Below are 23,740 nucleotides of genomic sequence, written 5' to 3'. Positions count from 1 at the left end.
GGGGCGAGCGGGGTTCAGATTCTGATCACAGACCGACGAGCTTGTACAGCCCGCCGACCTCCTGGCGGTTCAGCACCCGCATCGAACCGGGACGCTGGTTGCCGAGCGACACGTCACCGACCGCGACGCGGACCAGCGACTGCACCGGGTACCCGGCGGTCTCCATGAGGCGGCGGACGATGTGCTTGCGACCCTCGTGCAGCACGATCTCGACCAGCGCCTTGCCGGGCACGGCGCTGATGAGCTTGAAGGAGTCGACCTTGGCCGGACCGTCCTCCAGCTCGATGCCCGCCTTGAGCTTCTTGTTGAGACCCTTCTCGACCGGGCCGGGGACCTCGGCGAGATACGTCTTCTTGACGTTGTAGCTCGGGTGCATCAGCCGGTGCGCGAGCTCGCCGTCGTTCGTGAGGAGCAGCAGCCCCTCGGTCTCGGCGTCGAGGCGCCCGACGTGGAACAGCCGCTCCTTGCGGTTGCGCACCAGGTCGCCCACGCACGGCCGGCCCAGGTCGTCCTCCATCGTGGAGAGCATCCCGAACGGCTTGTTCAGCGCGATCGTGACGACGTCCTCGCGGATCTGCACCCGCAGTCCGTCGACGTGCACGACCGCGGTCTCGGGGTCGATCCGCCGACCCTGCTCGCGCACGACCTGGCCGTCGACCTGCACCCGCCCCTGCTCGATCAGCTCTTCGGAAGCGCGGCGCGAGGCGATCCCCGCTTGCGCGAGCACCTTCTGCAGGCGCACGCCCTCGTTCTCAGACATCGTCGATCGCATCCACTTCGGGCAGCAGCGGGGCGATTGGCGGCAAGTCGGCAAGTGACGACAGCCCCAACCGCTCCAGGAACAGTTCGGTCGTGCGGTACAGGATCCCACCCGTGTCGCTGTCGGTGCCCGTCTCCTCGATGAGCCCCCGTGCGACCAGGGTCCGGATCACACCGTCCACGTTGACGCCCCGGACCGCCGCGATCCGCGCCCTCGTCACGGGCTGCCGGTAGGCGATCACCGCAAGCGTCTCCAGAGCCGCGCGGGTGAGTTTCGCGCGCTGGCCGTCGAGCAACAGCTTCTCCACGAACGGAGCGAACCGGTCTCGCGTGTAGAACCGCCAGCCGTCCCCCGCCCTGCGCAGGTCGATGCCGCTGCCGGACTCGGTGTACCGGGTGGAGAGTCTACGGAGTGCCTGCTTGATCCGCTTCACCGGCTGCTCCAGAGCGCTGCTGAGAGCGTCTTCGCCGATCGGGCTGTCGACGACCAGGAGGACCGACTCCAGTGCCGCCTCGAAGGTGGCGTCGTCGGTGAGGTCGGGCAGGCCGCTGTCCTCGATCGCCTCTTCCGGGGCGGCGGCGAGGAGCTGGGCTTCGAGGGTGGCGGCGTCCTCGGTGTCGACCGGGTCGGGCTCCGCGACCTCGGGCTCGTCGAGCACGACAGCGGCGGGGGCGGCGTCGTCGAGCGCGGCATCGGGCTCGGCTTCCGGTCCGGACCGGGCGTCGCCCGGCTCGGCCACGGCCTCGGCGGAGGGCGTGGGCACCTCCAGCTCGACAGCGGCGGGAGCGGCGTCGTCCAGTGCGGCGTCAGGCTCGGGCCCGGCACCGTCGAACGCCGGCCCCGGCTTCTCGATCTCCGCCGCGTCCGGCCCGACCAGTGGCTCGCTCATCGAAACTCCAATTGGAGGAAATCCCAGCCTGGTGACCAGGAGCCGGCAGATCCCTCGGAATCAGCCCCAGGTCGTTGTCTGCAAGAATATGAACTGTGAGCAGGGGGCTGGTGAGGCGGGCGTTCAAATACCGCTTCTATCCGACCGTCGCGCAAGCAGCAGAGCTGTCGCGCACGTTCGGGTGTGTGCGTCTGGTTTACAACATGGCTTTGGAAGAACGCGCCGCCGCGTGGGCTCACGAACAGCGGCACGTCACCTACGGTGACACTTCGGCCATGCTCACGACGTGGAAGAAGACCGAGGATCTGGCGTTCCTGGGCGAGGTGTCCAGCGTCCCGCTGCAGCAGACTCTGCGGCACCTGCAGAGCGCGTTTGGTCAGTTCTTCGCCCGGCGTGCGCGGCATCCGCGTTTCAAGTCGCGCAAGAAGTCCCGGGCTTCGGCGGAGTACACGCGTTCTGCATTTCGCTGGCGGAATGGCCGGCTCCTGTTGGCGAAGATGCCGGATCCGCTGGCGATCAGGTGGTCCCGGCCACTTCCAGAAGGAGTCGAACCGTCGACCGTCACTGTGTCCAGGGACAGCGCCGGACGCTGGTTCGTGTCGATCCTGGTGGAGACCATTGTGGATCACCACGTGCCCACGGCTCGAGCTGTGGGCGTGGACGCGGGTCTGACGGCGTTGGTCACGCTCTCCACCGGGGAAAAGATCACCAATCCGCGACACGAAAGAAAGAACCGGCACAGGCTCGCCAGAGCGCAACGTGCGCTGGCTCGTAAGCAGAGGGGCTCTGCCAACCGGGAGAAGGCACGTCGCACGGTCGCGCGCGCATATGCCCGTATTGCCGACCGACGGCGCGATTTCCTGCAGAAGCTCAGTACTCGACTCGTTCGTGAGAACCAAACGATCGTGATCGAGGACTTGAACGTTTCCGGCATGCTCCGCGGCCGACAGGCACGTGCCATATCCGACGCATCGTGGTCGCAGCTGCGGTCCATGCTGGAATACAAGGCCGCGTGGTACGGCCGGGAAGTGATCGCGATCGACCGGTGGTTCCCGTCGAGCAAAGCCTGCTCGGCCTGCGGGACGCTGACCAGCTCGATGCCGCTGGGCGTGCGGACGTGGGCGTGCCGATGCGGCGCGATCCACGACCGTGACGTGAACGCGGCGAAGAACATCCTGGCCGCCGGGCTGGCGGTCACAGCCTGTGGAGACGGTGTGAGACCGACCCGGCATGTACCGGCGAGGCAACCGTCACAACCTCCTTGCAAAGGGTGAAGAAACAGGAACTGCCGGGCGCGAGCCCGATGGGCTTCCCTGCCGACCAGGCAGGAAAGAAAGTCAACCGCCGTATTCCTCGTCCTCGTCGCCGGCGTGCACCTGCGCCTGCGCGTCCTCCAACGTCCCGCCGACCCACGTCACCTGCAGCGGACCGAGCGGGTCCTCCTGCTCGAAGGCCAGCGACTTCTCGCGGTACAGCTCCAGCAGTGCCAGGAACCGCGCCACGACCTCCATGGTCTCGGTGCACTCGGCGACGATCTCCGAGAACGACGCGGTGCCCTTCTCGATCAGCATCGCGCGCAGGAGGTCAGCGGTCTCGCGGATCGACACGCGGTGCTGGTGGATGTGCGCGACGGACAGGGTCCGCTTCTGCTTCGGGCGGAAGGCCGAGGCCGCGATCAGGGCGAACTTGTCGGGGGTGACGCCGAGCATCACCTCGGGCAGCAGGCCCTCGAAGCGCGGTTCCAGTGCCACCGAGCGCGGGTAGCGCCGGTACGCGCCCTGCTCCAGCTCGGCGAACAGGGCCGCGACCTGCTTGTAGGCGCGGTACTGCAGCAGCCGGGCGAACAGGAGGTCGCGCGCCTCCAGCAACGCCAGGTCGTCCTCGTCCTCGACGTCACCGGTGGGCAGCAGCCGGGCGGCCTTCAGGTCCAGCAGGGTCGCCGCGATCACCAGGAACTCGGTGGTCTCGTCGAGGTCCCACTTCTCGCCCATGCCGCGGAGGTGCGCGATGAAGTCGTCGGTGACCGTGTGCAGCGCCACCTCGGTCACGTCGAGCGTGTGCTGGGAGATCAGCTGCAGCAGCAGGTCGAACGGGCCTTCGAAGTTCGTGAGCCGAACCTTGAACTTGCCGTCGTCAACCGGGGTCTCAGCAGGGGCTTGCTCTGTCACTGCTCGCGCAACCTGCGTACCAGCAACGACGCGTCACCGTGCGTTTCGAGGTCGTCCAGCACGATGGCGATCGCCTCGCGCACCACGCGCCCGCGGTCGACGCCCAGCGAGTGCGAACCGCGCAGCACGAGCCGCGCCTGTTCGAGAGCGAGCAGTTCCTCGTCGGACACGTAGACCGTGATCTTCGTGGTGTGCTTGGTGCGGCCGGAACCTCGGCGTTGCTGCGGAGCGTCCTCGGTCGAGGAGACCTCGGTGGAGGGCGCGGCAGCGGTCAGCCTGAACAGTTCCGCGGCACCCGGTAGCGTCGGGCGGCGGTTCACCGGGCGATCACCTCACGAGCCAGCGCGCGGTAGGCGTTGGCGCCGGACGAGCGCGGTGCCCAGCGTGTGATCGGCTCGCCGGCCACCGTGGTCTCCGGGAAGCGCACGGTGCGGTTGATGACCGCGTCGAACACGATCTCGCCGAACGCCTCCACGACGCGGGCCATGACCTCGCGCGAGTGCAGCGTGCGCGGGTCGTACATCGTGGCGAGGATGCCGGTGATGTCGAGCTTGGGGTTCAAGCGTTCCTTGACCTTCTCGATGGTGTCGATGAGCAGCGCCACCCCGCGCAGCGAGAAGAACTCGCACTCCAGCGGGATCAGCACACCGTCCGCGGCCGCGAGGGCGTTCACCGTGAGCAGGCCGAGCGAGGGCTGGCAGTCGACCAGCACGTAGTCGTAGTGGTCGATGACGGGACGAAGGGTGCGCACGAGCGTGTGCTCGCGGCCCACCTCCGACACGAGCTGGATCTCGGCGGCCGACAGGTCGATGTTGCTCGGCAGCAGGTCCATCCCGTCGATCATGGTCTTGCGGATGACGTCGGGAACGGCGGTGTCGTTCTCCATGATGACGTTGTAGATCGTGGTTTCCAGCTGGTGCGGGTGCACGCCGAGGCCCACCGAGAGCGCGCCCTGGGGGTCGAAGTCGACGAGCAGCACCCGTCTGTCGTGCTCGGCCAGCGCCGCACCCAGGTTGATGGTCGTCGTCGTCTTGCCGACGCCGCCCTTCTGGTTGCAGATGGCCAGGATCTTCGCCGGGCCGTGGTGCAGCAGCGGCGGCGGATCCGGGATGCTGCGGCGCGTGCGGCCTGTCGGCCCGATCCCGTCGACCTGTTCGTGAGCGACGTCGTCCACCGGCGCGGCGTGCGGGGCCATGTTCAGATCGGCACGGGGCGCGAAAACGTGCTCCGGTGTCGACATGGCTGGCGTTCCCTCACTGGTCGTAGTCGTCTCTCCGGGCGCAGCCTAGGCCGCACCCGTGCGAGCGGCAACGCGCCTCGCCGGGTTTTGTCAAGACTGAGTTAGACCGCGACATCCGTTCGTGTTCGCCGGTCCGCCGCGGACAGCACCACGTCCAGCAGGCCCGGGAAGAGAAGATCCAGGTCATCGCGACGCAGTGACACCCAGCGCTGGTTGCCACGGCAGCGTGTTCGGGTGATACCCGCTTCGCGCAGCACGCGCAGGTGCTGGGAGAGGGTCGACTTCGCCACGTCCACCTCGAAGGCCCCGCACAGCCTCTCGCCGCTCGACTGGATCTGGCGCACGACCGCGAGCCTCGTCGGGTCACTCAGCGCGTGCAGCACAGCGGCTAGATCGATGGCCTGCGGGGACGGCTCGTCCAAGTTCGGCACCTGCCCACCGTACCCGTGGAAGCCTCATGTTCCAGTGGCCCGAGGGTGTGCAGTTGCGTAGACCTCCCTCAAAGTCGTAACGGTTACCAGTGTGTACACCTGAGTGGTCGTAACGGATGCGTGCCCGAGGAGCTCCTGCACCACCCGAACGTCAGCACCCCCTTCGAGCAGATGGGTGGCGAACGAATGCCGCAACGTGTGAGGGGACACCACCGAGGTGATTCCAGCCTGCTCCGCCGCGGTCTTCAGAACGGTCCACGCGCTCTGCCGTGAAAGCCTTCCGCCACGCGCGTTCAAGAACAACGCGGGCGTGCCACGTCCCTTGGCCGCCAGCGCGGGACGTGCTCGAACCAGGTAGGCGTCGACCGCCGCCAACGCCGGCCGCCCGACCGGAACCAGCCGTTGTTTCCCGCCCTTGCCGTCGAGCAGCACCGTCCGCTCGGAAGCGTCGATGTCGTCCACGTCCAGCCCGACGACCTCGGAAATTCGCGCTCCCGTCGAGTACAGCAGCTCCAGCAGCGCTTTGTCCCTGAGGTTTCCCACAGTGTCCAGGAGGGTGAGAACCTCATTGATCGGCAATGCTTTCGGCAGCCTCTTCGGCGGTGACGGCGGATGCACGGCCCGTGCGGCGTCATGTGGCACAACGCCTTCACGGTGCGCGAAGCGGTGCAACCCGCGCACGGCGACCAACGTCCGTGCTGCAGACGACGCCGCTAGCCCGCTTTCGCGCAGCACGGCAAGGAACTCACTCACCTGCAGTTCCGTCACCGCGGCCAAGTCCGTGACACCTGTGGACTCCAGGTGTTCGGTGTAGCGGCGCAGGTCGCGGGTGTAGGAGTCGAGCGTGTTGCGGGCGGGGCCGCGTTCCACGGCGAGGTGGTCGAGATAGGTCGCCACCAGATCGGCAATCACTCCAGCCCTTCCAACACGATCTCTCCAGCACGCGCGTTGACACCCTTGGCGAGCGCCGGGTCATCCGCGACAGCACGATCAAAACCCTTGTCCGCCAACGCGATGACGTACGGCAGCGTCACGTTCGTGAGCGCGTACGTCGACGTGTTCGGCACGGCACCGGGCATGTTCGCGACGCAGTAGAACACGGAGTCGTGCACGCAGTACGTCGGCGCGTCGTGCGTGGTCGGCCGCGTGTCCTCGAAACACCCGCCCTGATCGACCGCGATGTCCACGAGCACGCTGCCGGGCCGCATCCGCGACACCAGGTCGTTGCTGACGAGCTTCGGCGCCTTCGCACCCGGCACCAGCACCGCGCCGACCACCAGATCCGCCCACTGGCAGGCCTTCTCGACCTCGTAGACGTTCGAGGCGATCGTCTGCAGGTGGCCGCGGTAGGTGAAGTCGATCTGCCGCAACCGGTTGACGTTCTTGTCCAGCACGACCACCTCGGCCTGCATGCCCACGGCCATCGTCGCCGCGTTCATCCCCGCCACGCCCGCGCCGATCACCGCGACCTTGCCCGCCGCCACTCCGGGCGCCCCGCCGAGCAACACCCCGCGCCCGCCTTGGGCTCGTTCCAAGCAGTGCGCGCCGACCTGGGCGGCCATCCGCCCGGCGATCTCGCTCATCGGCGCCAGCAACGGCAACGACCCGTCGGGCAGCTGCACGGTCTCGTAGGCGATGGCCGTGATGCCGGAGACCGCGATCGCCGCGGTGCACGCCGGCGAAGCCGCGAGGTGCAGGTAGGTGAACAGCACCTGATCGCGGCGCATGCGGTGGTACTCGGGCTCGATCGGTTCCTTGACCTTGAGAACCAGGTCCGCGGACCCCCACACCTCGTCGGCCGACGAGGCGATCCGCGCGCCCGCAGCCACGTACTCGTGGTCGGGGAACGACGAACCCGCACCGGCGTCGCGCTCGACGACGACCTCGTGCCCGCGGCGCACCAGCTCGACCACTCCGGCGGGTGTGATCGCGACGCGGTACTCGTGGTTCTTGATCTCCTTTGGGACACCGACCAGCATCGCCGCAGCGTATTCCCGATATCGATCTGCTGCATCGGATACCGTGCGAGCCGTGTCAGAAGCATTCGGGCCTGAGCAGCAACGCATCGGCAACCAGCAGCGCGAAGAGGCGATCACCGCGCTCAACGACCACTTCGCGATGGCGCGGCTCGACATCGGCGAGTACCAGGAACGCGTGAACCGCGCGTCCGGCGCGCAGAGCTACGCCGAGCTCGCGGAGCTGTTCCGCGACCTGCCGCAGCCCCACCCGCCGTTCCTCGCGCCGCCGTCGGTGCCGTTCGCCGTGCCCCCGGCCGCGCCCGGCTACCCGCCCCAGCCGACCCAGCCGTACTACCCGCCGCCCACGGGCCCGCAGCCGCAGTACGCGGTCCCGCCGCCCCCGCCGGGCATGCTCCCGCCCGGCTACGGCAGCCCCGGCGCCCCGTACGGCTACGACCCGATCACCGGCGTGCCGCTGTCGGACAAGTCGAAGGTCGCGGCCGGCGTGCTGCAGCTGTTCCTGGGCAACCTGGGCATCGGCCGCTTCTACACCGGTCACACCGGCATCGCCGTCGCCCAGCTGCTGACCTGCGGTGGCTGCGGCATCTGGTCGCTGATCGACGGGATCATCATCCTGGTCAACGGCGGCACGGACGCGCAGGGCCGCAAGCTCAGGGACTAGTAGAGCGTCGCAGCCATCTTTTGGATGGTGACGGGTGGGAGTGATGCCGACAGTGGCCGCGCTTCGATCGTGAAAATCGCGCTCTCGTGGCTGCCACCTGCAGAGTTGGCGGTAGTTGGAGTGATCGGCAAACGCTTGCGCCAGTACTTTTCTACCGCCAACTCAGCGGCGACCTAACGTGAGAGCGCGGCCAGACCGCCTCGTACCCTGCCCGCCCGACTCAGCGGAGCACAACTGAGCCGCGACGCTCTACTAGTGGTGCGACCCGGAACGTCGGCTGGGTAATTCACGCTCAGCAGGGCGCCTCGCGGCACCGCCCCCACGCCCCCATACGTCCAGTACGAGGACGTGGGGGCGGCACCACGATGCACCCGTCTGACCGCGAATTCGCCCGGCAACGTTCCGGGCCACACCACTAAACCCCCGCGAGGTTTCTACCCACGCCCCACACGGCGGCAACGACGAGAACGGCGACACCGACCGACTTCGGCACGGATCGCCGTTCGTCATTCCACCGGTCGCGAGTCCAGCGCGCGAACAGCCACACGGCCAGAGGCACGCCCAACGCGAGCAACACGGCGTTGAAGTGGAACGCGCCGACGACATCCCCGTGCAGCAACGCGTGCACCATGCGCGTGGCACCACACGCGGGGCAGCTCAGCCCGGTCAGCCAGTTGATCGGGCACTTCGGCAGCAGGTTGCCCGGCTTGTTCGGATCGACGAACAGCAGCAGCACCGCGCCGGCGCCACCCAGTGCGAGAACGCCGAAGGGCGCCTTCAACCGTGCGAAGGCACCCTTCAACGTCTGCATGAGTCCAACTTACTTCTTGCGCGCGGCGAACCGGGTCGGCTTGTCGCGGAACGGTGCGTCGGCCGGGCGCGGTTCCGCCCGCCCCGCCAGCACCTCGTGTGCCGCGAGCAGCCCGGCCACGGCCGAGGAGTTCACGATCTCCCCCGCCAGGACCATCCGCACGGCCTCGTCGAGCGGGAAGCGGTGGATCTCCAGATCCGCCTCCTCCTCACCCTGCACCTCACGGTCCACTTCGGACAGTTCGCGCGCCAGGTACACGCGCACGACCTCGTCGGTGAAGCCGGGGGACGCGGCCGTGTCGACCAGCGTGTCCCAGCGCGCCGCGTCGAGCCCGACCTCCTCGGCCAGCTCGCGGCGCGCGCCGATGACCGGCTCCTCGCCGTCGTGGTCGAGCAGCCCGGCCGGCAGCTCCCAGAGGTGCCGCCCGAGCGCGTGCCGGTACTGGTGGATCAGCACGACCTCACCGGCGTCGTCCACGGCCACGACCGCGACGGCGCCCATGTGCTCGACGATCTCGCGCTTGGCCGTGCCACCACCGGGCATCTCGACCTCGTCGATCCGCAGCGCGACGACCCGTCCGACGTGCAGGTCCTCGCTGGAGACCGTCCGGAAGTCGTGCCGGGTCACTTGGACGCTCCGGCCTTCAGGGGCAGCCGGTCGGCCACGCGGTAGTCGATCGCGGCCTTCACGAACGCCGCGAACAGCGGGTGCGGCTTCGTGGGACGCGACTTGAGCTCCGGGTGCGCCTGCGTGCCCGCGTAGAACGGGTGCACGTCCGACGGCAGCTCGACGAACTCGACCAGGCGGCCGTCGGGCGACGTGCCCGAGAAGACCAGACCGGCCTCGGCGAGCTTGCCCCGGTACGCGTTGTTGACCTCGTAGCGGTGGCGGTGCCGCTCGGACACCTCGGTCGTGCCGTACGCCTGGGCGACGACCGACCCCGGCGTGAGCTTCGCGACGTACGCGCCGAGGCGCATCGTGCCGCCCATGTCGCGCTGACCGGCCACGACGTCCTGCTGGTCGGCCATCGTGGAGATGACCGGCGTGCCGCCCTCTTCGAACTCGCTGGAGTTCGCGTCCTCGATGCCCGCGAGGTTCCGCGCGGCCTCGATCACCATGCACTGCAGGCCGAGGCACAGGCCCAGCGTCGGCACACCGCGCGTGCGGGTGTACTTCAGCGCGCCGAGCTTGCCCTCGATGCCGCGCACGCCGAACCCGCCGGGGATCAGCACCGCGTCCATGCCGGACAACGCCCGTGCCGCGCCCTCGGGCGTCTGGCACTCGTCCGACGGCACCCACTTGATCTCGACCTTGGCGTGGTGCGCGAAACCGCCCGCACGCAGCGCCTCGGTGACCGAGAGGTACGCGTCGGGCAGGTCGACGTACTTGCCGACGAGCGCGATCTTCACCGTCTCGGACGGGTTGTGCACCCGCTCCAGCAGGTCGCCCCACACCGTCCAGTCGACGTCGCGGAACGGCAGGTCGAGGCGGCGCACGACGTACGCGTCGAGGCCCTCGGCGTGCAGGACCTTCGGGATGTCGTAGATCGACCGGGCGTCCACGGCCGCGACGACGGCGTCGGTGTCGACGTCGCACATCAGGCCGATCTTGCGCTTCAGCGCGTCCGGGATCTCCCGGTCCGCGCGGCACACGATCGCGTCGGGCTGGATGCCGATGTTGCGCAGCGCCGCGACGGAGTGCTGCGTCGGCTTGGTCTTCAGCTCGCCGCTCGGCGCCAGGTACGGCACGAGGCTGACGTGCAGGAAGAAGACGTTGTCGCGGCCGACGTCGTGACGCACCTGACGGCACGCCTCCAGGAACGGCAGCGACTCGATGTCGCCGACCGTGCCGCCGACCTCGGTGATGACCACGTCCGGCGTGACGCCGTCGGCGTCCGGCTCGGCCATCGCCCTGATGCGGCGCTTGATCTCGTCGGTGATGTGCGGGATGACCTGGACCGTGTCGCCCAGGTACTCACCACGCCGTTCCTTGGCGATGACCTCGGAGTACACCTGGCCGGTGGTGACGTTGGCGTCGCCGCTCAGGTCACGCGCGAGGAACCGCTCGTAGTGGCCGATGTCGAGGTCCGTCTCCGCGCCGTCGTCGGTCACGAAGACCTCGCCGTGCTGGAACGGGTTCATCGTGCCGGGGTCCACGTTCAGGTACGGGTCGAGCTTCTGCATCGTCACCCGCAGGCCGCGCGAGGTGAGCAACTGGCCGAGGCTGGAGGCGGTGAGCCCCTTGCCCAGGGAGGACGCGACGCCTCCCGTGACGAAGACGTGCTTGGTCGTACGTGCCTGCTGCACCAACGGGGCTCCCGTGAAAATCGTGGGGGCCGAATCCCCCTATCCACGGGCCATAACGCTAACACGCCGCCGGTCACTCAGCGCACCACGACCCGGCAGATCACATCACCCGATCGGCGCAGCGAGGGGTTTTCCCGAACCTCCCACGGCACAGGCCGGCATCAGGAAAAGTTGTCACGTGACCTTCGACGTGGCAGGGGAAGCCGCAAAAGCCGTGCGCGAACGCTCCGGGGCGTGGCGTTTCATCGAGGGTTTCGCGGCCGCGTGGGCCGAGCCGATCGAACCGCAGGACGGCTGGAACCGGGCCGATCTCGCCGCCGCCGAGGAACAGCTGCTCGTCCGGCTGCCCGAGGCGGTGAAGGAGGCGCTGTCGCTGTTCGGCAAGCGCCCCGACCTGACCAGCAACCAGGACCGCCTGCTGACGCCGTCCGAACTGCGCGTGGACGACGAGGTCCTCGTGTTCCGCGCCGAGAACCAGTGGGTCGCGGCCTGGGGAACGACGCTGGACGGCGACGACCCCGAGGTCCTGATCAAGCTCGACCTCGTGGACAGGACCGAGGAGCGCTGGGACACGTGGCTGCCCCGGTTCTCGCTGGCGTGCGTGGAGATGGTGCTGTCCGAGTCGCTGTTCCGCGACGGGGCCGGAACAGCGGACAGGGAGACGTCCGAGGCGGACGTCTCCCTGCTCGAGGACCACTTCGCCCTGCTGCCGCTGCACAGTCCCGGCACCCGCTGGTTCGTCGCGGACGACCTGGTCGTCCGCGAGGACGACCGCCAGTGGCTGTGGGCCCGCGCCCGCACCCCGGACGCCTTGGACCAGCTGCTGAAAGTCCTGCCCGGCGAGTGGAACACCGATTACTAGCTGGCTGTGCCCGGCGAGGACGCCTCCGCGTTGCCCGCGACGCCGTAACGGCCGGAGCGGCCCTCCAGCTGTTCGCTCAACGCCATCACCACGACGACCTGGCCCGCCGGGGTGTCGGAGTTGTCCACCGTGGACAGGATCGACGTCGCGGCGGTGTCCGCGCGGACCACGCCGATCGCACCCGTGCCGTTCGCCGAACCGTTCGCGCCCGCCAGGACGACACCCGCGCCGGCCCGGTCGAGCTGGGTGGCGAAGCGCGCGACGGTCGAGGCGCGGTCCGCGGCCGAGTCACCGATCGCGGCGCCACCGGTCAGCACGATCGCGAGCTGCGCCGGCTTCACCCCCGAGGTCGCCTTCACGAACCCGGCGTTGGTCAGCCCGGCGAGCGCGGAGGCCGTCTCGTCAGGCGTGGCCTGCGGTTGGTTGTTGGACGAGTTGAGCAGCAGCAACGCCCCGAACAGGCCTCCGGCGCGCGTGCCGGGGTCCGCGGCCGTGGGCAGCTGCGAGCCGGCGGGCTGCAGCCGTGCCACGAGGTCGCGCAGCTGGTCCCCTCGCGACGGGTCGGTGAACGCGTCGGTCAGCTGGATCTCGCCGGTGACGGTGGCGCTCGCGGACTTGAGCAGCCCGGTCAGCGCGTCCCGGTCGGACGGGCGGGCGTCCGCTGTCGTCACGATGACGACCGTGCGGTCGGTGAGCCGGTCCTTGACCGCGAGCGGGCCGACGGACGAGGCGAACTTGTCCGCCTCGGTCAGCTTGGCGTTCATCGCGTTGCGGTCGTTCTGGAGGTCGTTGACCTGCTGTGCCAACGAGTTCTTCTCGTCGCTCAGCCCCGACAGCAACCGCCCGCTGATCGCGGTCGACCCCAGCACGACACCGACCGCCAGCGCGAGGAACACCGCGGTGATCGAAACTATGTGGTAGCGCAGCGTGATCACGAGAAGAACCCCTTGATCCAGTTGACGACGGATTGCCAGCCGTCGACCACGATGTCGACGTAGACGTGACCGACACCGGAGACCGCGAGGGCCGCCGCCATGGCGGCGATCGCCGCGGTCACCAGCAGGACGATCACGCCCAGCGAGACCCGGCTGCGGTGCAAGGTCGCGACGGCCTCCCCGTCGACGAGCTTGCTGCCGAGCTTCAACCGGGTGAGGAACGTGGAGGGGTTGGAACCGGAGTGCCCGCGGTCGAGGAACTCACGCAGCGTCGCGCGCAGGCCCACCGTGACCACCAGGGACGCCCCGTGCGCCTCGGCGAGCAGCAACGCGAGGTCCTCCGCGTTGCCCGACGCGGGGAACGTCACCGCGCCGATGCCGAGGTCCTGGATCCGCTGCAGGCCGGGCGCGTGGCCGTCGGTCTGCGCGGGCACGACGACCTCGGTGGCCGCGCGCAACGACGCGGTGCCGATGCCGTCGGGGTCGCCGACGATGATGTCCGGCTTGAGCCCGGCGTCGTGCAGCGTGTCCGCGCCCGTGTCGACGCCGATCAGCACCGGCCGGTACTCGCGGATGTACTTGCGGAGCTTGCGCAGCTCCTCGGCGTGCGACGGCCCGCCGGCGACGACGAGCACCTGCCGGTCGCGCATCGGCACGTACACCTCGGGCACGCCGACGCCGTCGAGAACGAGCGCGCGTTCCCGGCGCAGGAACTCGATGGTGTTCGCGGAGAACGCTTCCAGTTGCGCCGACATGCCGGCCTTCGCCTCGATCATCGCGTCGGCGATGCTTTCGGCGTTCTGCTCGATCCCCTTGGCGAGCTCGCGTTCCCCGGCGTACACGACACCTTCGTGCAGCCGGATCTTCGTGCCTTCCTTGATCTCCCGCAGCGCGACGGCGCCGACGTTGTCGATCAGCGGAATGCCGGCCTCTATGAGCAGTTCCGGGCCGAGGTTGGGAAACCGCCCGGAAATGGACGGTGACGCGTTCACGACGCCGACGACCTCGGCCGCGACGAGCGCTTCGACGGTCCGCCGATCGAGGTCGACGAGGTCCATCACCGCGACGTCACCGGCACTGACGCGCCGAACCAGGTCGCTCGCGCGCCGATCAACCCGCGCGACGCCCGTGACTCCGGGTAGTTCGTGGTTGGTGCGGCTCAGCAGCCCGGAAAGCTTCATGGGCCGATAGTGACTCACGGTGCGCACGCGACAGGTGAGGCACGCCGGGCAATTCCGGCTGGTCAGTCGTCGGGGTGAACTACTACGGCTCCAAACGCGAGAACCACTGCGGTTATGAGCACCCAAATACCGTTGCCGAACCCGGCTTCCAGCGCCGGATCGATGGCGATGTTGCCCTCCTCGTGAAAGCTGATCGCGTTCAGCAAATACACGAACAACATTCCGGTGACGCCCGCGAGTGCGGCCGCTCCGGCGAAGGCGACCTTTCGCCACCGCATCCCGGCCAGCACGGCGGCGGCCGCCACCACGATCGGGATGCCGAACAACGGCCCGTGCTCGTCCGTCGTGCCACCGAACCGCGTGCTCCACCCCGTGGTGACGTACGCGGTCTGCGGCTGCCCGGGAGCCAGTTTGATCAGCAGTTCCGAGAACGGCAGGAACGTGGCCGCGACCGCGGCCGCGGCGGCGAGTCCGAGCAGGACGACGCCCACGATCTTCCTCACGCCGCCTCCCGTTGCACCGCAACGGCTCCGGCCAGCGCGACCAATGTCCCCACCGCGAGGAACACCAGCCCGAACCCGACCGCGAAGTCGCCCTGCTGCTCGACCGCGTGCCCGCGCTCCGACACCACGAGCGCTCCGATCACGCCCACGGCGCCGAGCTGCCCGGCCGCTCCCGCGAGCGCCGCCCGGCTGATCCAGACCCCGGCGACGAGCAGCACGGCGGTGACCACGACGGGCACCCCGTACCAGGGCGAGAGCTCTCCCGCGGGCCAGTCGCCGGGCTTGTTGAGGATCTCCGTTCCCCACGCCCGGACCACGACCTCGACCCCGCCGGCGTAGGCGGTCGAGTACCACGGCAACACCATCGCCGTGGCGGTCAGCACCACTCCCGCCGCGATCAACGCGATCGCCGTAGGTCTGCCGATCACGGAGTCTCCCGCTGCTCGTCGTCGTGCGGAATGGCGAGGCCGAAGGGCGGCGTGTCGTCATCGCCGTCGAGCTGGTGCACGACCACTCCCTCCTGCTCGTCATCGTCCTGTGCCACCGGCTCGGGACTGCGCCGCTGGGCCAGCACCGCCCCCGCGAGTCCGACGACGGCCGCGACCACCAACAGGTAGAAGCCGCCGTGGTAGCGCAGTTCGTCCTTGCTGGAACCGGCCTGCGGCTGCGCGTTGATGAGCCTGCGCAGTTCCCAGACCTGGACCACGTAGAGGAGCACGACCCCGGCCAGCAGCCCCGCCCCGCCCATGGCCAGCGGCCTCCCGACGAACGCGGTCCGCTCGCGCACCCCGAACGCCACGGCGACGGCCATCACGATCGCCGACACCACCACGGGCCACCCGGCGGCGAAGAGAGCGGACTGACCGGCGGGCCCGTCCTGCGGGTTCGACTCGGTGGCCCACAGGGTCCAGGTGACGATCAGATCAGACCCGAACCCCTTGTAGACCGTGCTGAAGACCTCCTCGAGCGACGCGACCACCGACAGCACGGCCCCCAGCGCCAGCAGCACCCATGCGATCTTGCGGCGGTCAATCACTCTTCGGCTCCACGATCACGGGGTATCCGTACGGCGGCGTGTCGGTGTCGTCCGCGTCGTCGTCGATCTGGTGGACGACCACCCCGTCACCGCTGGGCTCCACCTGGTCCGCCCGAGGCAGCTCCTGGTGCAGCACGGCCGCCACCACGGCCACCCCCGCGGCCACGATCAGCAGGGTGACCCCTTCGCCCTGCTCCACCTCGATCGGCACGCGCGCGTTGAACTCACCCATCAACTTCAGCAACCCCTGGATCCGGGAGACGGCGGCCCACGCCACCCCGGCCAGCAGCCCGGCCCCGAGCAGCGACCCGACCCGCAGTGCCGGAATCCGGAACGCCAGCACGGCTGCCAGCGCCATGACGAGCGCGGCCCCCACCGCGGGCTCACCGAGCTCGAAGGGTTCGAGCGGCAGCAGCTCGCGGAAGTCGTCCCGCCCGACCGCCCAGAAGCCGGCCTCGTAGCGCAACTCCCGGCCTCCGAGCACGATCTGCACGGAGTACGCGGACAGGAACGTGGCCGCCACGGCCAGTCCGGCCGCGACGACCACCAGCACCGCCCCGAGCACCCGGCGCGTGGTCAAAGTTCCTGTCACGCCTCCATCATGCCGAACCCGGCCGGGAACAGCGGAAGGAGCAGCGACCGGAACGGCCGCGCCGGTCAGGCCTTCTTCTTCTTGCGCCGGACCACGGGAGCAGCGGACTTGTCCGCCTTGGCCGCGGCCAGCAGCTCCTCGGCGTGGGCCCGGCCGGTGTCGGTCGAGTCCATGCCTGCCAGCATCCGGGCGAGCTCGACGACCCGCTGCGTCTCGTCCAGCTTCCGCACCGCGGACCGCGTGAACGTCCCGTCGGCGGACTTGTCCACCACGAGATGCCGGTCGGCGAACGCCGCCACCTGCGGCAGGTGCGTCACGACGATCACCTGGTGCGACCGGGCGAGCCGAGCCAGCCGGCGGCCGACCTCGACCGCTGCCCGCCCGCCCACACCGGCGTCGACCTCGTCGAACACCAGCGTCGGCACCGGATCCGAGTGCGACAGCACCACTTCCAGCGCCAGCATCACGCGGGAGAGCTCACCACCGGAGGCGCCCTTGTGCACCGGCAGGGCGGGTGCCCCGGGGTGCGAGATCAACCGCAGCTCGACGTCGTCCACGCCGGACGCACCGGCGTGCAGGACCGAGCGTCCGACGGTCAACGCCTGGGCATCACCGGACTCGGCGTGCCGGGGCCGGACGGCCAGTTCGACCGAGGCGTGCGGCATGGCGAGCCCGTCGAGCTCCTCGGTGACGGCCTTGCCCAGCTCCAGGGCGGCCTCGACCCGAGCGGCCGTCACCTGGGCGGCGAGCGTCGCGAGTTCCGCGGCCAGCTCGTCGCGGCGGGCGGCCAGACCGGTCAACGCCTCTTCGGAGGTGTCCAGCCCGCCCAGCCTGGTGCGCGCGTCCTCGGCCCAGGCGATCACGCCGTCGACGTCGGCGGCGTACTTGCGGGTCAGCGCCTTGAGCTCGGCCTGCCGCTGCAGGACGCTCTCGAGGCGGCCGGGGTCGGCCTCCAGGTGGTCCAGGTAGCCGGAGATCTCGGCACCGACGTCGGCCAGCAACGTCGCCGCCTCGACCAGCCGCGGCTCCATCTCCCGCAGCTTCGGGTCCTCCGACGTCGCCAGCCTGCGGGCGGCCTCGGAGATCAGCCCGAGCGCACCGGGGTTGTCCGGGTCGCCCTCCAGCGATCCGGACACCGCGAACTGCGCGCCCTGGGCGGCCTCGCGGAGCTGGTCGGCGTCCGCGAGCCGCCGCGCCTCGTCGTGGAGTTCGGCGTCCTCGCCCAGCTTCGGGGCGACGGCGTCGATCTCGGTCAGGCCGTGCCGCAGCAGGTCGGCCTCGCGGGCCAGTTCACGGGAGCGCTCGGTGCGTTCCTTCAACTCCGCCGAAACGCGCAGCCACTCCTCACGAACGGCCTGATAGGCGCGCAGAGGTGAGCTCACGTCCTCGCCGGCGAACCGGTCCAGCACACCGCGCTGCTCGGTCGGCCGCATGAGCCGCAGCTGGTCGTTCTGCCCGTGGACGGCGATGAGCTGCTCGGCCAGTTCGGACAGGACGCCGACCGGCACGGAACGGCCACCGACGTGGGCGCGCGAACGGCCGTCGGCGCCGACGGTGCGGATCGCGATCAGCGATCCGTCCTCGTCGGCCTCGCCGCCGACCTCCTCCGCCACCTTCGCGGCAGGGCTGCCCGCCGGAGCCTGGAAGCGGCCTTCGACCACCGCTTTGTCAGCCCCGGTGCGCACCCGCGATGCCTCTGCCCGGCCACCGCCGAGCAGGTGCAACCCGGTCACGACCATGGTCTTGCCCGCGCCCGTCTCACCCGTCACTACGGTGAACCCGGGGTCTAGTTCAAGGGTGGCCTCGTCGATCACGCCAAGGCCATTGATGCGCATCTCGGCCAGCACAGGGCGAACCTTACTTGTCGAGTCCGACATTTCCTCGCGGGCACCATAACGGGCAAGTGCCGACGCACCGAGCGGCGCGATCAGCCTGCCGATGGCCCCCGCCATCCCTTCACCGGCAGGTCGAACTTCTCGACCAGCCGATCCGTGAACGGTGCCTGGCGCAGCCGCACGACCTTGAGCGGCACCTCGCCCTCCACGATCTCGATCCGCGCACCCGCGGGCAGCTCGAACGTGCGCCGCCCGTCCGCGGACAGCGCCGCCGGGTGCCCGGTGGCCTCGATCTCGAACGCCACGTGCGACTTCGGCGAGACGACCAGCGGCCGGGCGAACAGCGCGTGCGCGTTGCTCGGCACCACCAGGATCGCCTGCACGTCCGGCCACACGACAGGGCCACCGGCGGAGAACGCGTACGCCGTGGAGCCCGTCGGCGTCGCGCACAGCACGCCGTCGCAGCCGAACGCCGACACCGGGCGTCCGTCGACCTCGACGACGACCTCGAGGATGCGTTCGCGGATCAGCTTCTCGACGCTGATCTCGTTGAGCGCCCAGGTCTTCACGACGACCTCGCCGGCGACCGTGGCCACCAGGTCGAGCGTCATGCGCTCTTCCACGAAGTAGTCGCGTTCGAGCACGTGGCCGACGGCCTCGTGCAACGCGTCCGAGTCGGCCTCCGCGAGGAACCCGACGCGGCCCAGGTTGACGCCCAGCACCGGCACCCGAGCCGGGCGGGCGAGTTCGGCGCCGCGCAGCAGCGTGCCGTCACCGCCCAGCACCAGCACCAGTTCGGTGCCCTCGGCCGCGTGGTCGTCGGCGGGCACGACCTTGGTGCAGCACGACGGGCCGAGGTCACGCGCCTCGTCGTCGAGCACCCTCGTCGTGACGCCCCCGACCGCGAGCCTGCCGGCCACCTGACGGGCGAGATCGATGTTGCTCTGGTGACCGGTGTGGACGACCAGCAGGACTTCCCTCATTGGGGCCCTTCTTCGACGGCGGTGCGCACCATCTGCGCAACAGCGTCCGATCCACCGGGGAGGGGATCCGCTTTGCGCAGCCAGAGGAAGTACTCGACGTTGCCGGACGGGCCGGGCAGCGGGCTCGCGACGACCCCGTGCACGGCCAGACCCAGTCCGGTCGCCGCCCTGGTCACGTCGAGCACGGCTTCGACCCGGAGTTCGGGGTCGCGCACGACGCCACCGGAGCCGAGGCGCTCCTTGCCCACCTCGAACTGCGGCTTGACCATGGGCAGCAGGTCGCCTTCCTCGTCGAGGCACGCGGCCAGTGCGGGAAGCACAAGCCTCAACGAGATAAACGAAAGATCGGCCACCACGAGTTCAACATTGCCCCCGATGTCCTCGGGCGTGAGGGTGCGGACGTTGGTCTTGTCCTTCACCACGACCCGGTCGTCGGTCTGCAGCTTCCAGTCGAGCAGACCCCTGCCGACGTCGGCCGCGACGACCTGCCGTGCGCCTTTGCGCAGCAGCACGTCGGTGAAACCACCAGTGGACGCGCCGGCGTCGAGGCAACGCTTGCCGGTGGGGTCGATCGCGAAGCCCTCGAGCGCGCCGATGAGCTTGTGCGCGCCGCGTGATGCCCAGTTCGGGTCGTTGCCGATGTCCTTGACGACGACCGCGTCGGAGGTCTCCACGGCGGTCGCGGGCTTCGTCGCGACGGTGCCGCGCACCTTCACGCGACCGTCCGCGACGAGTTGGCTGGCGTGCTCACGGGACCTGGCAAGCCCCCTGCGCACGAGTTCGGCGTCGAGCCGCACCCTGCGAGGCACTGTGCATCACACCTTGTCGATGCTCGACAGTGCGTCGGTGAGCGTCGCGTGCACGGCGTCGAACCGGGCAACGTGCTCGTCGAGGGGGACGTTCTCAAGCCCGTCGAGCCTCTCCAGCGCGCCTTCGATGGCGTCAGCCGGGTTGGGCGGCGGTCCGGGCAGGGGGTAGCTCACGGTCTTACGGTAGCCGATGGAGTACCGACAGGTCCGCGCCGACATACGTGGGCCTTTGCTCACCCGGAAGCGCTTGCGCCTCTTGTTCGGTGGACACACCCGTGAGGACGAGCAGGGAGTCCATCCCGGCGTTCACGGCGCCCAGGATGTCGGTGTCGAGGCGGTCGCCGATCACCAGCGGGCGGTTCGCGCCGAGGTCCTTCGCCGCCTGCTGCAGCAGCGGGGTGGCGGGCTTGCCGGCGACGAGCGGTTCCTGGTCGGTCGCGGTCTTCAGCGCCGCGACGAGGCTGCCGTTGCCGGGCAGCAGACCGCGTTCGGTGGGCAGGGTGGCGTCGACGTTGCACGCCACCCACAGCGCGCCGCCGCGGATGGCGACCGCGGCCTCGGCCAGCTGACGCCAGCCGAGGTCCATGGACAGCCCCTGCAGGACCGCCACCGCGCCTTCTGCGGTGTCGGTCGGGATGAGTCCGCGCTTGAGCACCTCGGCCTCCAGGGCCTTGGTGCCGAGCACGAGCACAGTGGATCGCTTCGGCAGGCGTTCGGCCAGCATGGCCGCGCCCGCCTGCGAGGAGGTGCTCACCTCGTCGACGTTCGTCTCGAACCCGAGCTCGACGAGGTGATCAGCGACCATCTGCGGTGAGCGGGAAGCGTTGTTGGTGACGTACCGGATCCCGACGCCCTTGCTTCTGGCAGCCGCGATTGCTTCGGCTGCACCGGGCACGGCCTCGGACCCTCGGTAGACGGTGCCGTCGAGATCGATCAGCAACGCGTCGTACCTGTCGACCAACGTCTCGCTCACTGCTCCGGGGTCTCCTCCTGGGTCAGCTCGAACGCGCGCTCGGCGGCGTCCGTCTCCCCTTCGTCGTCAGCCTCGGCGGCGTTGAGGAACCACTTGACGGATTCCTCGATGCGACCGGCCGCGGCCAGGTTGTCGGCGTAAGCGTAGAAGAGCCGCGCGGAGTAGGGATTGCGCTGCCCCGGATCGAGGTCGGGCCCCTGCAGCGCCACGACGGCGGCGTCGAGCTGGCCCATGTCACGACGAGCTCCGGCCGCGACGATCCGCAGCTCGATCTCGTCCTCCTGGCTGAGGTCCTTGACCGCCGGGTCCTTGGCGAGGTCGATGGCCCGCTCCGGCCGGCCCAGGGCCCGCTCGCAGTCCGCCATGATCGCCAGGTGGCCGGGGCCGGTCATCATCCGGCGGGCGGCCCGCAGCTCGCTGAGAGCCTCGGCCCACTCGTCCGCGAAGTAGGCCGTCAGACCGGCCGCCTCGCGCACGACACCGACACGAGCAGCCTTGCTCCGCGCGTACCGCGCGTGCTCCAGCGCCAGCTCGGGGTCCTCGTCGATGAGCAGCCCGGCCGCGGCCAGGTGCTTGCCGATGATCTCCGCGAGGCCCTTGGGCAGGCTGCGGAGCTCGAGCTTGATCTCCGGGTCGAGCAGCGACAGGTCGGCCTCGTCCGGCAGCGGCGGCCGTCCGCCACGGGGCGCGGGCGCCTCGTCACGCGGCTCGTCGTCGCCGGCCTCGCTGCTGACCTCGGCCGCGACGGCGTCACCCTCGGCGGGGGACTCGTCAGCCTCGGTCTTCGCCACCTCGGCCGCGTCGCCTTCAACGGCGACCTCGGTCTCGGTCTCGGTGTCGGTCTCGGCGGCCGTCTCACGGCCGGCCGCGGCACGAGTGGCCGCGGCACCGTCGCCCAGGCGGTAACCGGCGCGCTCGGCGGCCGGCGTCACCTCAGCGGCGACCGGCGCGTCCTGGCCGGCGGCCTTGACGTCGGTGCCGTCCTGACCGGTGCTCTCCTGGTCGGTCTGACGCTCCTGGAACCGCGCCGCACGCTCACGGCTGCGCTCGTCCTTGCGACGGTCGTCGCGCGGCGGGCCGGAACGCTCGTCCTTGCGGTTGTTCGAGTCGTCCCTGCGGTAACCGCCGCGGTCGCCCGAGTCGCTCTTGCGGTAGGCGGGACGGTCGCCGGAGTCGCTCTTGCGGAAGCCGCCGCGGTCGTTCGAACGGTCGCTGGAACCGCGGTACCCACCACGGTCGCCCGACTCGTCCTTGCGGTACGCGGGACGGTCGCTGGAACCGCGGTAGCCACCGCGATCGCCCGACTCGTCCTTGCGGAAACCGCCACGGTCGCTGAAACCCTGCCCGCGGGAGCCGCCACGGTCGTTCGAGTCGCTCTTGCGGAAGCCACCGCGGTCGCTGGAACCCTGGCCGCCGCGGTAACCACCGCGATCGCCTGAATCGTCCTTGCGGTAGCCGGGACGGTCGCTCGAACCGCGGTATCCACCACGGTCACCGGACTCGCTCTTGCGGTAGCCACCGCGGTCGCCCGAGTCGTCCTTGCGGAAGCCGCCGCGGTCGTTCGAACGGTCGTTGGAACCGCGGTACCCACCACGGTCGCCGGAGTCGTCCTTGCGGAAGCCGGGACGGTCGCTGGAACCGCGGTAACCGCCACGGTCGCTCGAGTCGCTCTTGCGGAAGCCACCGCGGTCGCTGGAACCCTGGCCGCCGCGGTAACCACCGCGATCGCCTGAATCGTCCTTGCGGTAGCCGGGACGGTCGCTGGATCCCCGGTAGCCACCGCGGTCGCTCGACTCGCTCTTGCGGAACCCACCGCGGTCACTGGAGCCGCTGCGCTCACCGGAGCGGAAGCCGCCACGATCGCCGGACTCGCTCTTGCGGTAACCGCCACGGTCGCCGGAGTCGTCCTTGCGGAAGCCGCCGCGGTCGTTCGAACGGTCGTTGGAACCGCGGTACCCACCACGGTCGCCGGAGTCGCTCTTGCGGAAGCCGCCGCGGTCGCTGGAGCCGCTGCGCTCACCGGAGCGGAAGCCGCCACGGTCACCCGACTCGCTCTTGCGGTAACCGCCACGGTCACCCGAGTCGTCCTTGCGGAACCCAGGACGGTCACTGGAACCGCGGTAGCCACCGCGATCGCCGGAGTCGTCCTTGCGGTAGCCGGGACGGTCGCTGGAGCCCCGGTAGCCACCGCGGTCGCTCGAGTCGCTCTTGCGGAAGCCACCGCGGTCGCTGGAACCCTGGCCGCCGCGGTAACCACCGCGATCGCCTGAATCGTCCTTGCGGTAGCCGGGACGGTCGCTGCGGAAACCGCTGCGCTCACCGGAACCCTGACCGCGATAGCCGCCTCGGTCACCCGAGTCGCTCTTGCGGTAACCACCACGGTCGCTGGAGCCGCCGGAGCTGCCGCGGTCGCTCGAACGGTCGCCGCGATAACCACCGCGGTCGCCGGAGTCGTCCTTGCGGTAGCTGCCGCGGTCGCTGGATCCCTGACCGCGGTAACCACCGCGATCGCTGGAGCCGGCGCGGTTGTCTCGACGGTCACCGCTGTTGGAGCGGTCGCCGGAGCCTTCACCGCGCTGGGGGTTGTTGCTGCTGCTGAACTTGCGATCGCCTGATGGACGGCCACCGTCGGAATGGCGCGGTCGGTCTCCCTGGCCACGCTGACGGTCGCCGGGACGATCCCCGAACCTTGACACCAAATCCTCCTACTATGGACACGCTGAAAGGGGCCTGTGAGCGAAGCACTGTAATTGTGCCCCGCGATCACAAGCCCCTTCAGGGAAGTA

At 69.7% G+C, this 23,740-nt stretch carries 26 protein-coding genes; 3 read left to right on the top strand and 23 right to left on the bottom strand.

All coding sequences use genetic code 11. The annotated features are described in order from the left end of the window. Window positions 1-25: 25 nt before the first annotated feature. Together SK571_RS39490 and scpB are read right to left on the bottom strand one after the other, a co-directional pair. Window positions 26-760, bottom strand: a complete 735-nt coding sequence (locus tag SK571_RS39490) for a pseudouridine synthase (RefSeq protein WP_319989230.1) — start codon at window positions 758-760, stop codon at window positions 26-28. Continuing rightward, window positions 753-1,649: an SMC-Scp complex subunit ScpB gene (gene scpB, locus SK571_RS39485; protein WP_319989229.1), complete on the bottom strand. Its 897-nt coding sequence runs from the start codon at window positions 1,647-1,649 to the stop codon at window positions 753-755. The genes SK571_RS39490 and scpB overlap by 8 nt, the downstream gene beginning before the upstream one ends. 95 nt (window positions 1,650-1,744) lie before the next feature. Here scpB and SK571_RS39480 point away from each other — a divergent pair, with 95 nt between their 5' ends. Then, window positions 1,745-2,923: an RNA-guided endonuclease InsQ/TnpB family protein gene (locus tag SK571_RS39480; protein WP_319989228.1), complete on the top strand. Its 1,179-nt coding sequence runs from the start codon at window positions 1,745-1,747 to the stop codon at window positions 2,921-2,923. A gap of 63 nt (window positions 2,924-2,986) precedes the next feature. Here the strand turns inward: SK571_RS39480 and SK571_RS39475 are convergent, their stop codons facing one another. The 6 genes from SK571_RS39475 to ald form a co-directional block, all read right to left on the bottom strand. Continuing rightward, the gene (locus tag SK571_RS39475; protein ID WP_319989227.1) at window positions 2,987-3,817 is read right to left on the bottom strand and encodes a segregation and condensation protein A; all 831 of its coding nucleotides are present in this window, start codon (window positions 3,815-3,817) and stop codon (window positions 2,987-2,989) included. Then, entirely contained in the window at window positions 3,814-4,137 is a 324-nt protein-coding gene (locus SK571_RS39470; RefSeq protein ID WP_319989226.1) for a hypothetical protein, read from the bottom strand. Before SK571_RS39470 ends, SK571_RS39475 begins: the two co-directional genes overlap by 4 nt. Next, window positions 4,134-5,057, bottom strand: coding sequence for a ParA family protein (locus SK571_RS39465; protein WP_406602101.1), 924 nt, complete (start codon window positions 5,055-5,057; stop codon window positions 4,134-4,136). The genes SK571_RS39470 and SK571_RS39465 overlap by 4 nt, the downstream gene beginning before the upstream one ends. A gap of 101 nt (window positions 5,058-5,158) precedes the next feature. Continuing rightward, window positions 5,159-5,488: an ArsR/SmtB family transcription factor gene (locus SK571_RS39460; RefSeq protein WP_036014240.1), complete on the bottom strand. Its 330-nt coding sequence runs from the start codon at window positions 5,486-5,488 to the stop codon at window positions 5,159-5,161. A gap of 24 nt (window positions 5,489-5,512) precedes the next feature. Further along, window positions 5,513-6,388, bottom strand: a complete 876-nt coding sequence (gene xerD / locus SK571_RS39455) for a site-specific tyrosine recombinase XerD (RefSeq protein WP_454780193.1) — start codon at window positions 6,386-6,388, stop codon at window positions 5,513-5,515. Window positions 6,389-6,396: 8 nt separating this feature from the next. After that, the gene (gene ald, locus SK571_RS39450; RefSeq protein ID WP_319989225.1) at window positions 6,397-7,467 is read right to left on the bottom strand and encodes an alanine dehydrogenase; all 1,071 of its coding nucleotides are present in this window, start codon (window positions 7,465-7,467) and stop codon (window positions 6,397-6,399) included. 52 nt (window positions 7,468-7,519) lie between these two features. Here ald and SK571_RS39445 point away from each other — a divergent pair, with 52 nt between their 5' ends. Next, entirely contained in the window at window positions 7,520-8,128 is a 609-nt protein-coding gene (locus tag SK571_RS39445; protein ID WP_319989224.1) for an NINE protein, read from the top strand. Between the two features lie 415 nt (window positions 8,129-8,543). On the opposite strand, the gene SK571_RS39440 is transcribed toward SK571_RS39445, so the two are convergent. From SK571_RS39440 to SK571_RS39430, 3 genes are read right to left on the bottom strand one after another with little or no spacing between them, the layout of a single operon-like run. Beyond that, complete coding sequence (locus tag SK571_RS39440) at window positions 8,544-8,939, bottom strand: DUF2752 domain-containing protein (RefSeq protein ID WP_319989223.1); 396 nt, start codon at window positions 8,937-8,939, stop codon at window positions 8,544-8,546. 9 nt (window positions 8,940-8,948) lie between these two features. After that, window positions 8,949-9,566 (bottom strand): NUDIX hydrolase, encoded by a 618-nt coding sequence (locus tag SK571_RS39435; RefSeq protein WP_319989222.1) that lies wholly within the window; start codon window positions 9,564-9,566, stop codon window positions 8,949-8,951. After that, the gene (locus SK571_RS39430) at window positions 9,563-11,245 is read right to left on the bottom strand and encodes a CTP synthase (protein ID WP_406602099.1); all 1,683 of its coding nucleotides are present in this window, start codon (window positions 11,243-11,245) and stop codon (window positions 9,563-9,565) included. Before SK571_RS39430 ends, SK571_RS39435 begins: the two co-directional genes overlap by 4 nt. A 178-nt stretch (window positions 11,246-11,423) precedes the next feature. On the opposite strand from SK571_RS39430, the gene SK571_RS39425 reads away from it, so the two are divergent. Further along, window positions 11,424-12,107: a hypothetical protein gene (locus tag SK571_RS39425; protein ID WP_319989220.1), complete on the top strand. Its 684-nt coding sequence runs from the start codon at window positions 11,424-11,426 to the stop codon at window positions 12,105-12,107. Here SK571_RS39425 and SK571_RS39420 read toward each other — a convergent pair. The 12 genes from SK571_RS39420 to SK571_RS39365 all read right to left on the bottom strand — a co-directional run bounded on the left by SK571_RS39420 (window position 12,104) and on the right by SK571_RS39365 (window position 23,650). Continuing rightward, window positions 12,104-13,042 carry a copper transporter gene (locus SK571_RS39420; protein ID WP_319989219.1) on the bottom strand — a complete coding sequence of 313 codons (939 nt, stop codon included), beginning with the start codon at window positions 13,040-13,042 and terminating at the stop codon, window positions 12,104-12,106. The genes SK571_RS39425 and SK571_RS39420 overlap by 4 nt on opposite strands. Next, the gene (steA, locus tag SK571_RS39415; RefSeq protein ID WP_319989218.1) at window positions 13,039-14,223 is read right to left on the bottom strand and encodes a putative cytokinetic ring protein SteA; all 1,185 of its coding nucleotides are present in this window, start codon (window positions 14,221-14,223) and stop codon (window positions 13,039-13,041) included. The genes SK571_RS39420 and steA overlap by 4 nt, the downstream gene beginning before the upstream one ends. A 62-nt stretch (window positions 14,224-14,285) precedes the next feature. Next, a complete protein-coding gene (locus SK571_RS39410; RefSeq protein WP_319989217.1) occupies window positions 14,286-14,726 on the bottom strand; it encodes a hypothetical protein in 441 nt (146 codons plus the stop codon). Further along, the gene (locus SK571_RS39405; RefSeq protein ID WP_319989216.1) at window positions 14,723-15,154 is read right to left on the bottom strand and encodes a hypothetical protein; all 432 of its coding nucleotides are present in this window, start codon (window positions 15,152-15,154) and stop codon (window positions 14,723-14,725) included. The genes SK571_RS39410 and SK571_RS39405 overlap by 4 nt, the downstream gene beginning before the upstream one ends. Beyond that, window positions 15,151-15,762, bottom strand: a complete 612-nt coding sequence (locus SK571_RS39400; RefSeq protein WP_319989215.1) for a hypothetical protein — start codon at window positions 15,760-15,762, stop codon at window positions 15,151-15,153. The genes SK571_RS39405 and SK571_RS39400 overlap by 4 nt, the downstream gene beginning before the upstream one ends. Then, window positions 15,755-16,354: a hypothetical protein gene (locus SK571_RS39395; RefSeq protein ID WP_319989214.1), complete on the bottom strand. Its 600-nt coding sequence runs from the start codon at window positions 16,352-16,354 to the stop codon at window positions 15,755-15,757. The genes SK571_RS39400 and SK571_RS39395 overlap by 8 nt, the downstream gene beginning before the upstream one ends. A 65-nt stretch (window positions 16,355-16,419) precedes the next feature. Next, window positions 16,420-18,201, bottom strand: coding sequence for a DNA repair protein RecN (gene recN, locus SK571_RS39390; protein ID WP_319989213.1), 1,782 nt, complete (start codon window positions 18,199-18,201; stop codon window positions 16,420-16,422). Window positions 18,202-18,281: 80 nt separating this feature from the next. Next, window positions 18,282-19,172 carry an NAD kinase gene (locus SK571_RS39385; RefSeq protein ID WP_319989212.1) on the bottom strand — a complete coding sequence of 297 codons (891 nt, stop codon included), beginning with the start codon at window positions 19,170-19,172 and terminating at the stop codon, window positions 18,282-18,284. Continuing rightward, window positions 19,169-19,981, bottom strand: a complete 813-nt coding sequence (locus SK571_RS39380) for a TlyA family RNA methyltransferase (RefSeq protein ID WP_319989211.1) — start codon at window positions 19,979-19,981, stop codon at window positions 19,169-19,171. Before SK571_RS39380 ends, SK571_RS39385 begins: the two co-directional genes overlap by 4 nt. A gap of 6 nt (window positions 19,982-19,987) precedes the next feature. Further along, window positions 19,988-20,155, bottom strand: coding sequence for a hypothetical protein (locus SK571_RS39375; RefSeq protein WP_189159503.1), 168 nt, complete (start codon window positions 20,153-20,155; stop codon window positions 19,988-19,990). A 4-nt stretch (window positions 20,156-20,159) separates the two neighbouring features. Then, window positions 20,160-20,954 carry an HAD-IIA family hydrolase gene (locus SK571_RS39370; protein WP_319989209.1) on the bottom strand — a complete coding sequence of 265 codons (795 nt, stop codon included), beginning with the start codon at window positions 20,952-20,954 and terminating at the stop codon, window positions 20,160-20,162. Then, a complete protein-coding gene (locus SK571_RS39365) occupies window positions 20,951-23,650 on the bottom strand; it encodes a hypothetical protein (RefSeq protein ID WP_319989208.1) in 2,700 nt (899 codons plus the stop codon). Before SK571_RS39365 ends, SK571_RS39370 begins: the two co-directional genes overlap by 4 nt. Window positions 23,651-23,740: the final 90 nt, after the last annotated feature.

It is taken from the genome of Lentzea kristufekii (assembly GCF_033949925.1).
GTDB classification, from domain to species: domain Bacteria; phylum Actinomycetota; class Actinomycetes; order Mycobacteriales; family Pseudonocardiaceae; genus Lentzea; species Lentzea kristufekii.
The sequence above is the reverse complement of the archived record's forward strand: the minus strand, read 5'-3'. Positions and strand labels throughout refer to the sequence as shown.

Bases quoted from the DNA above. Each gene is read 5' to 3' on its own strand.
- SK571_RS39490 (WP_319989230.1), bottom strand. From the start codon at position 760: ATGTCTGAGAACGAGGGCGTGCGCCTGCAGAAGGTGCTCGCGCAAGCG.
- scpB (WP_319989229.1), bottom strand. From the start codon at position 1,649: ATGAGCGAGCCACTGGTCGGGCCGGACGCGGCGGAGATCGAGAAGCCG.
- SK571_RS39465 (WP_406602101.1), bottom strand. From the start codon at position 5,057: ATGTCGACACCGGAGCACGTTTTCGCGCCCCGTGCCGATCTGAACATG.
- ald (WP_319989225.1), bottom strand. From the start codon at position 7,467: ATGCTGGTCGGTGTCCCAAAGGAGATCAAGAACCACGAGTACCGCGTC.
- SK571_RS39440 (WP_319989223.1), bottom strand. From the start codon at position 8,939: ATGCAGACGTTGAAGGGTGCCTTCGCACGGTTGAAGGCGCCCTTCGGC.
- steA (WP_319989218.1), bottom strand. From the start codon at position 14,223: ATGAAGCTTTCCGGGCTGCTGAGCCGCACCAACCACGAACTACCCGGA.
- SK571_RS39385 (WP_319989212.1), bottom strand. From the start codon at position 19,172: ATGAGGGAAGTCCTGCTGGTCGTCCACACCGGTCACCAGAGCAACATC.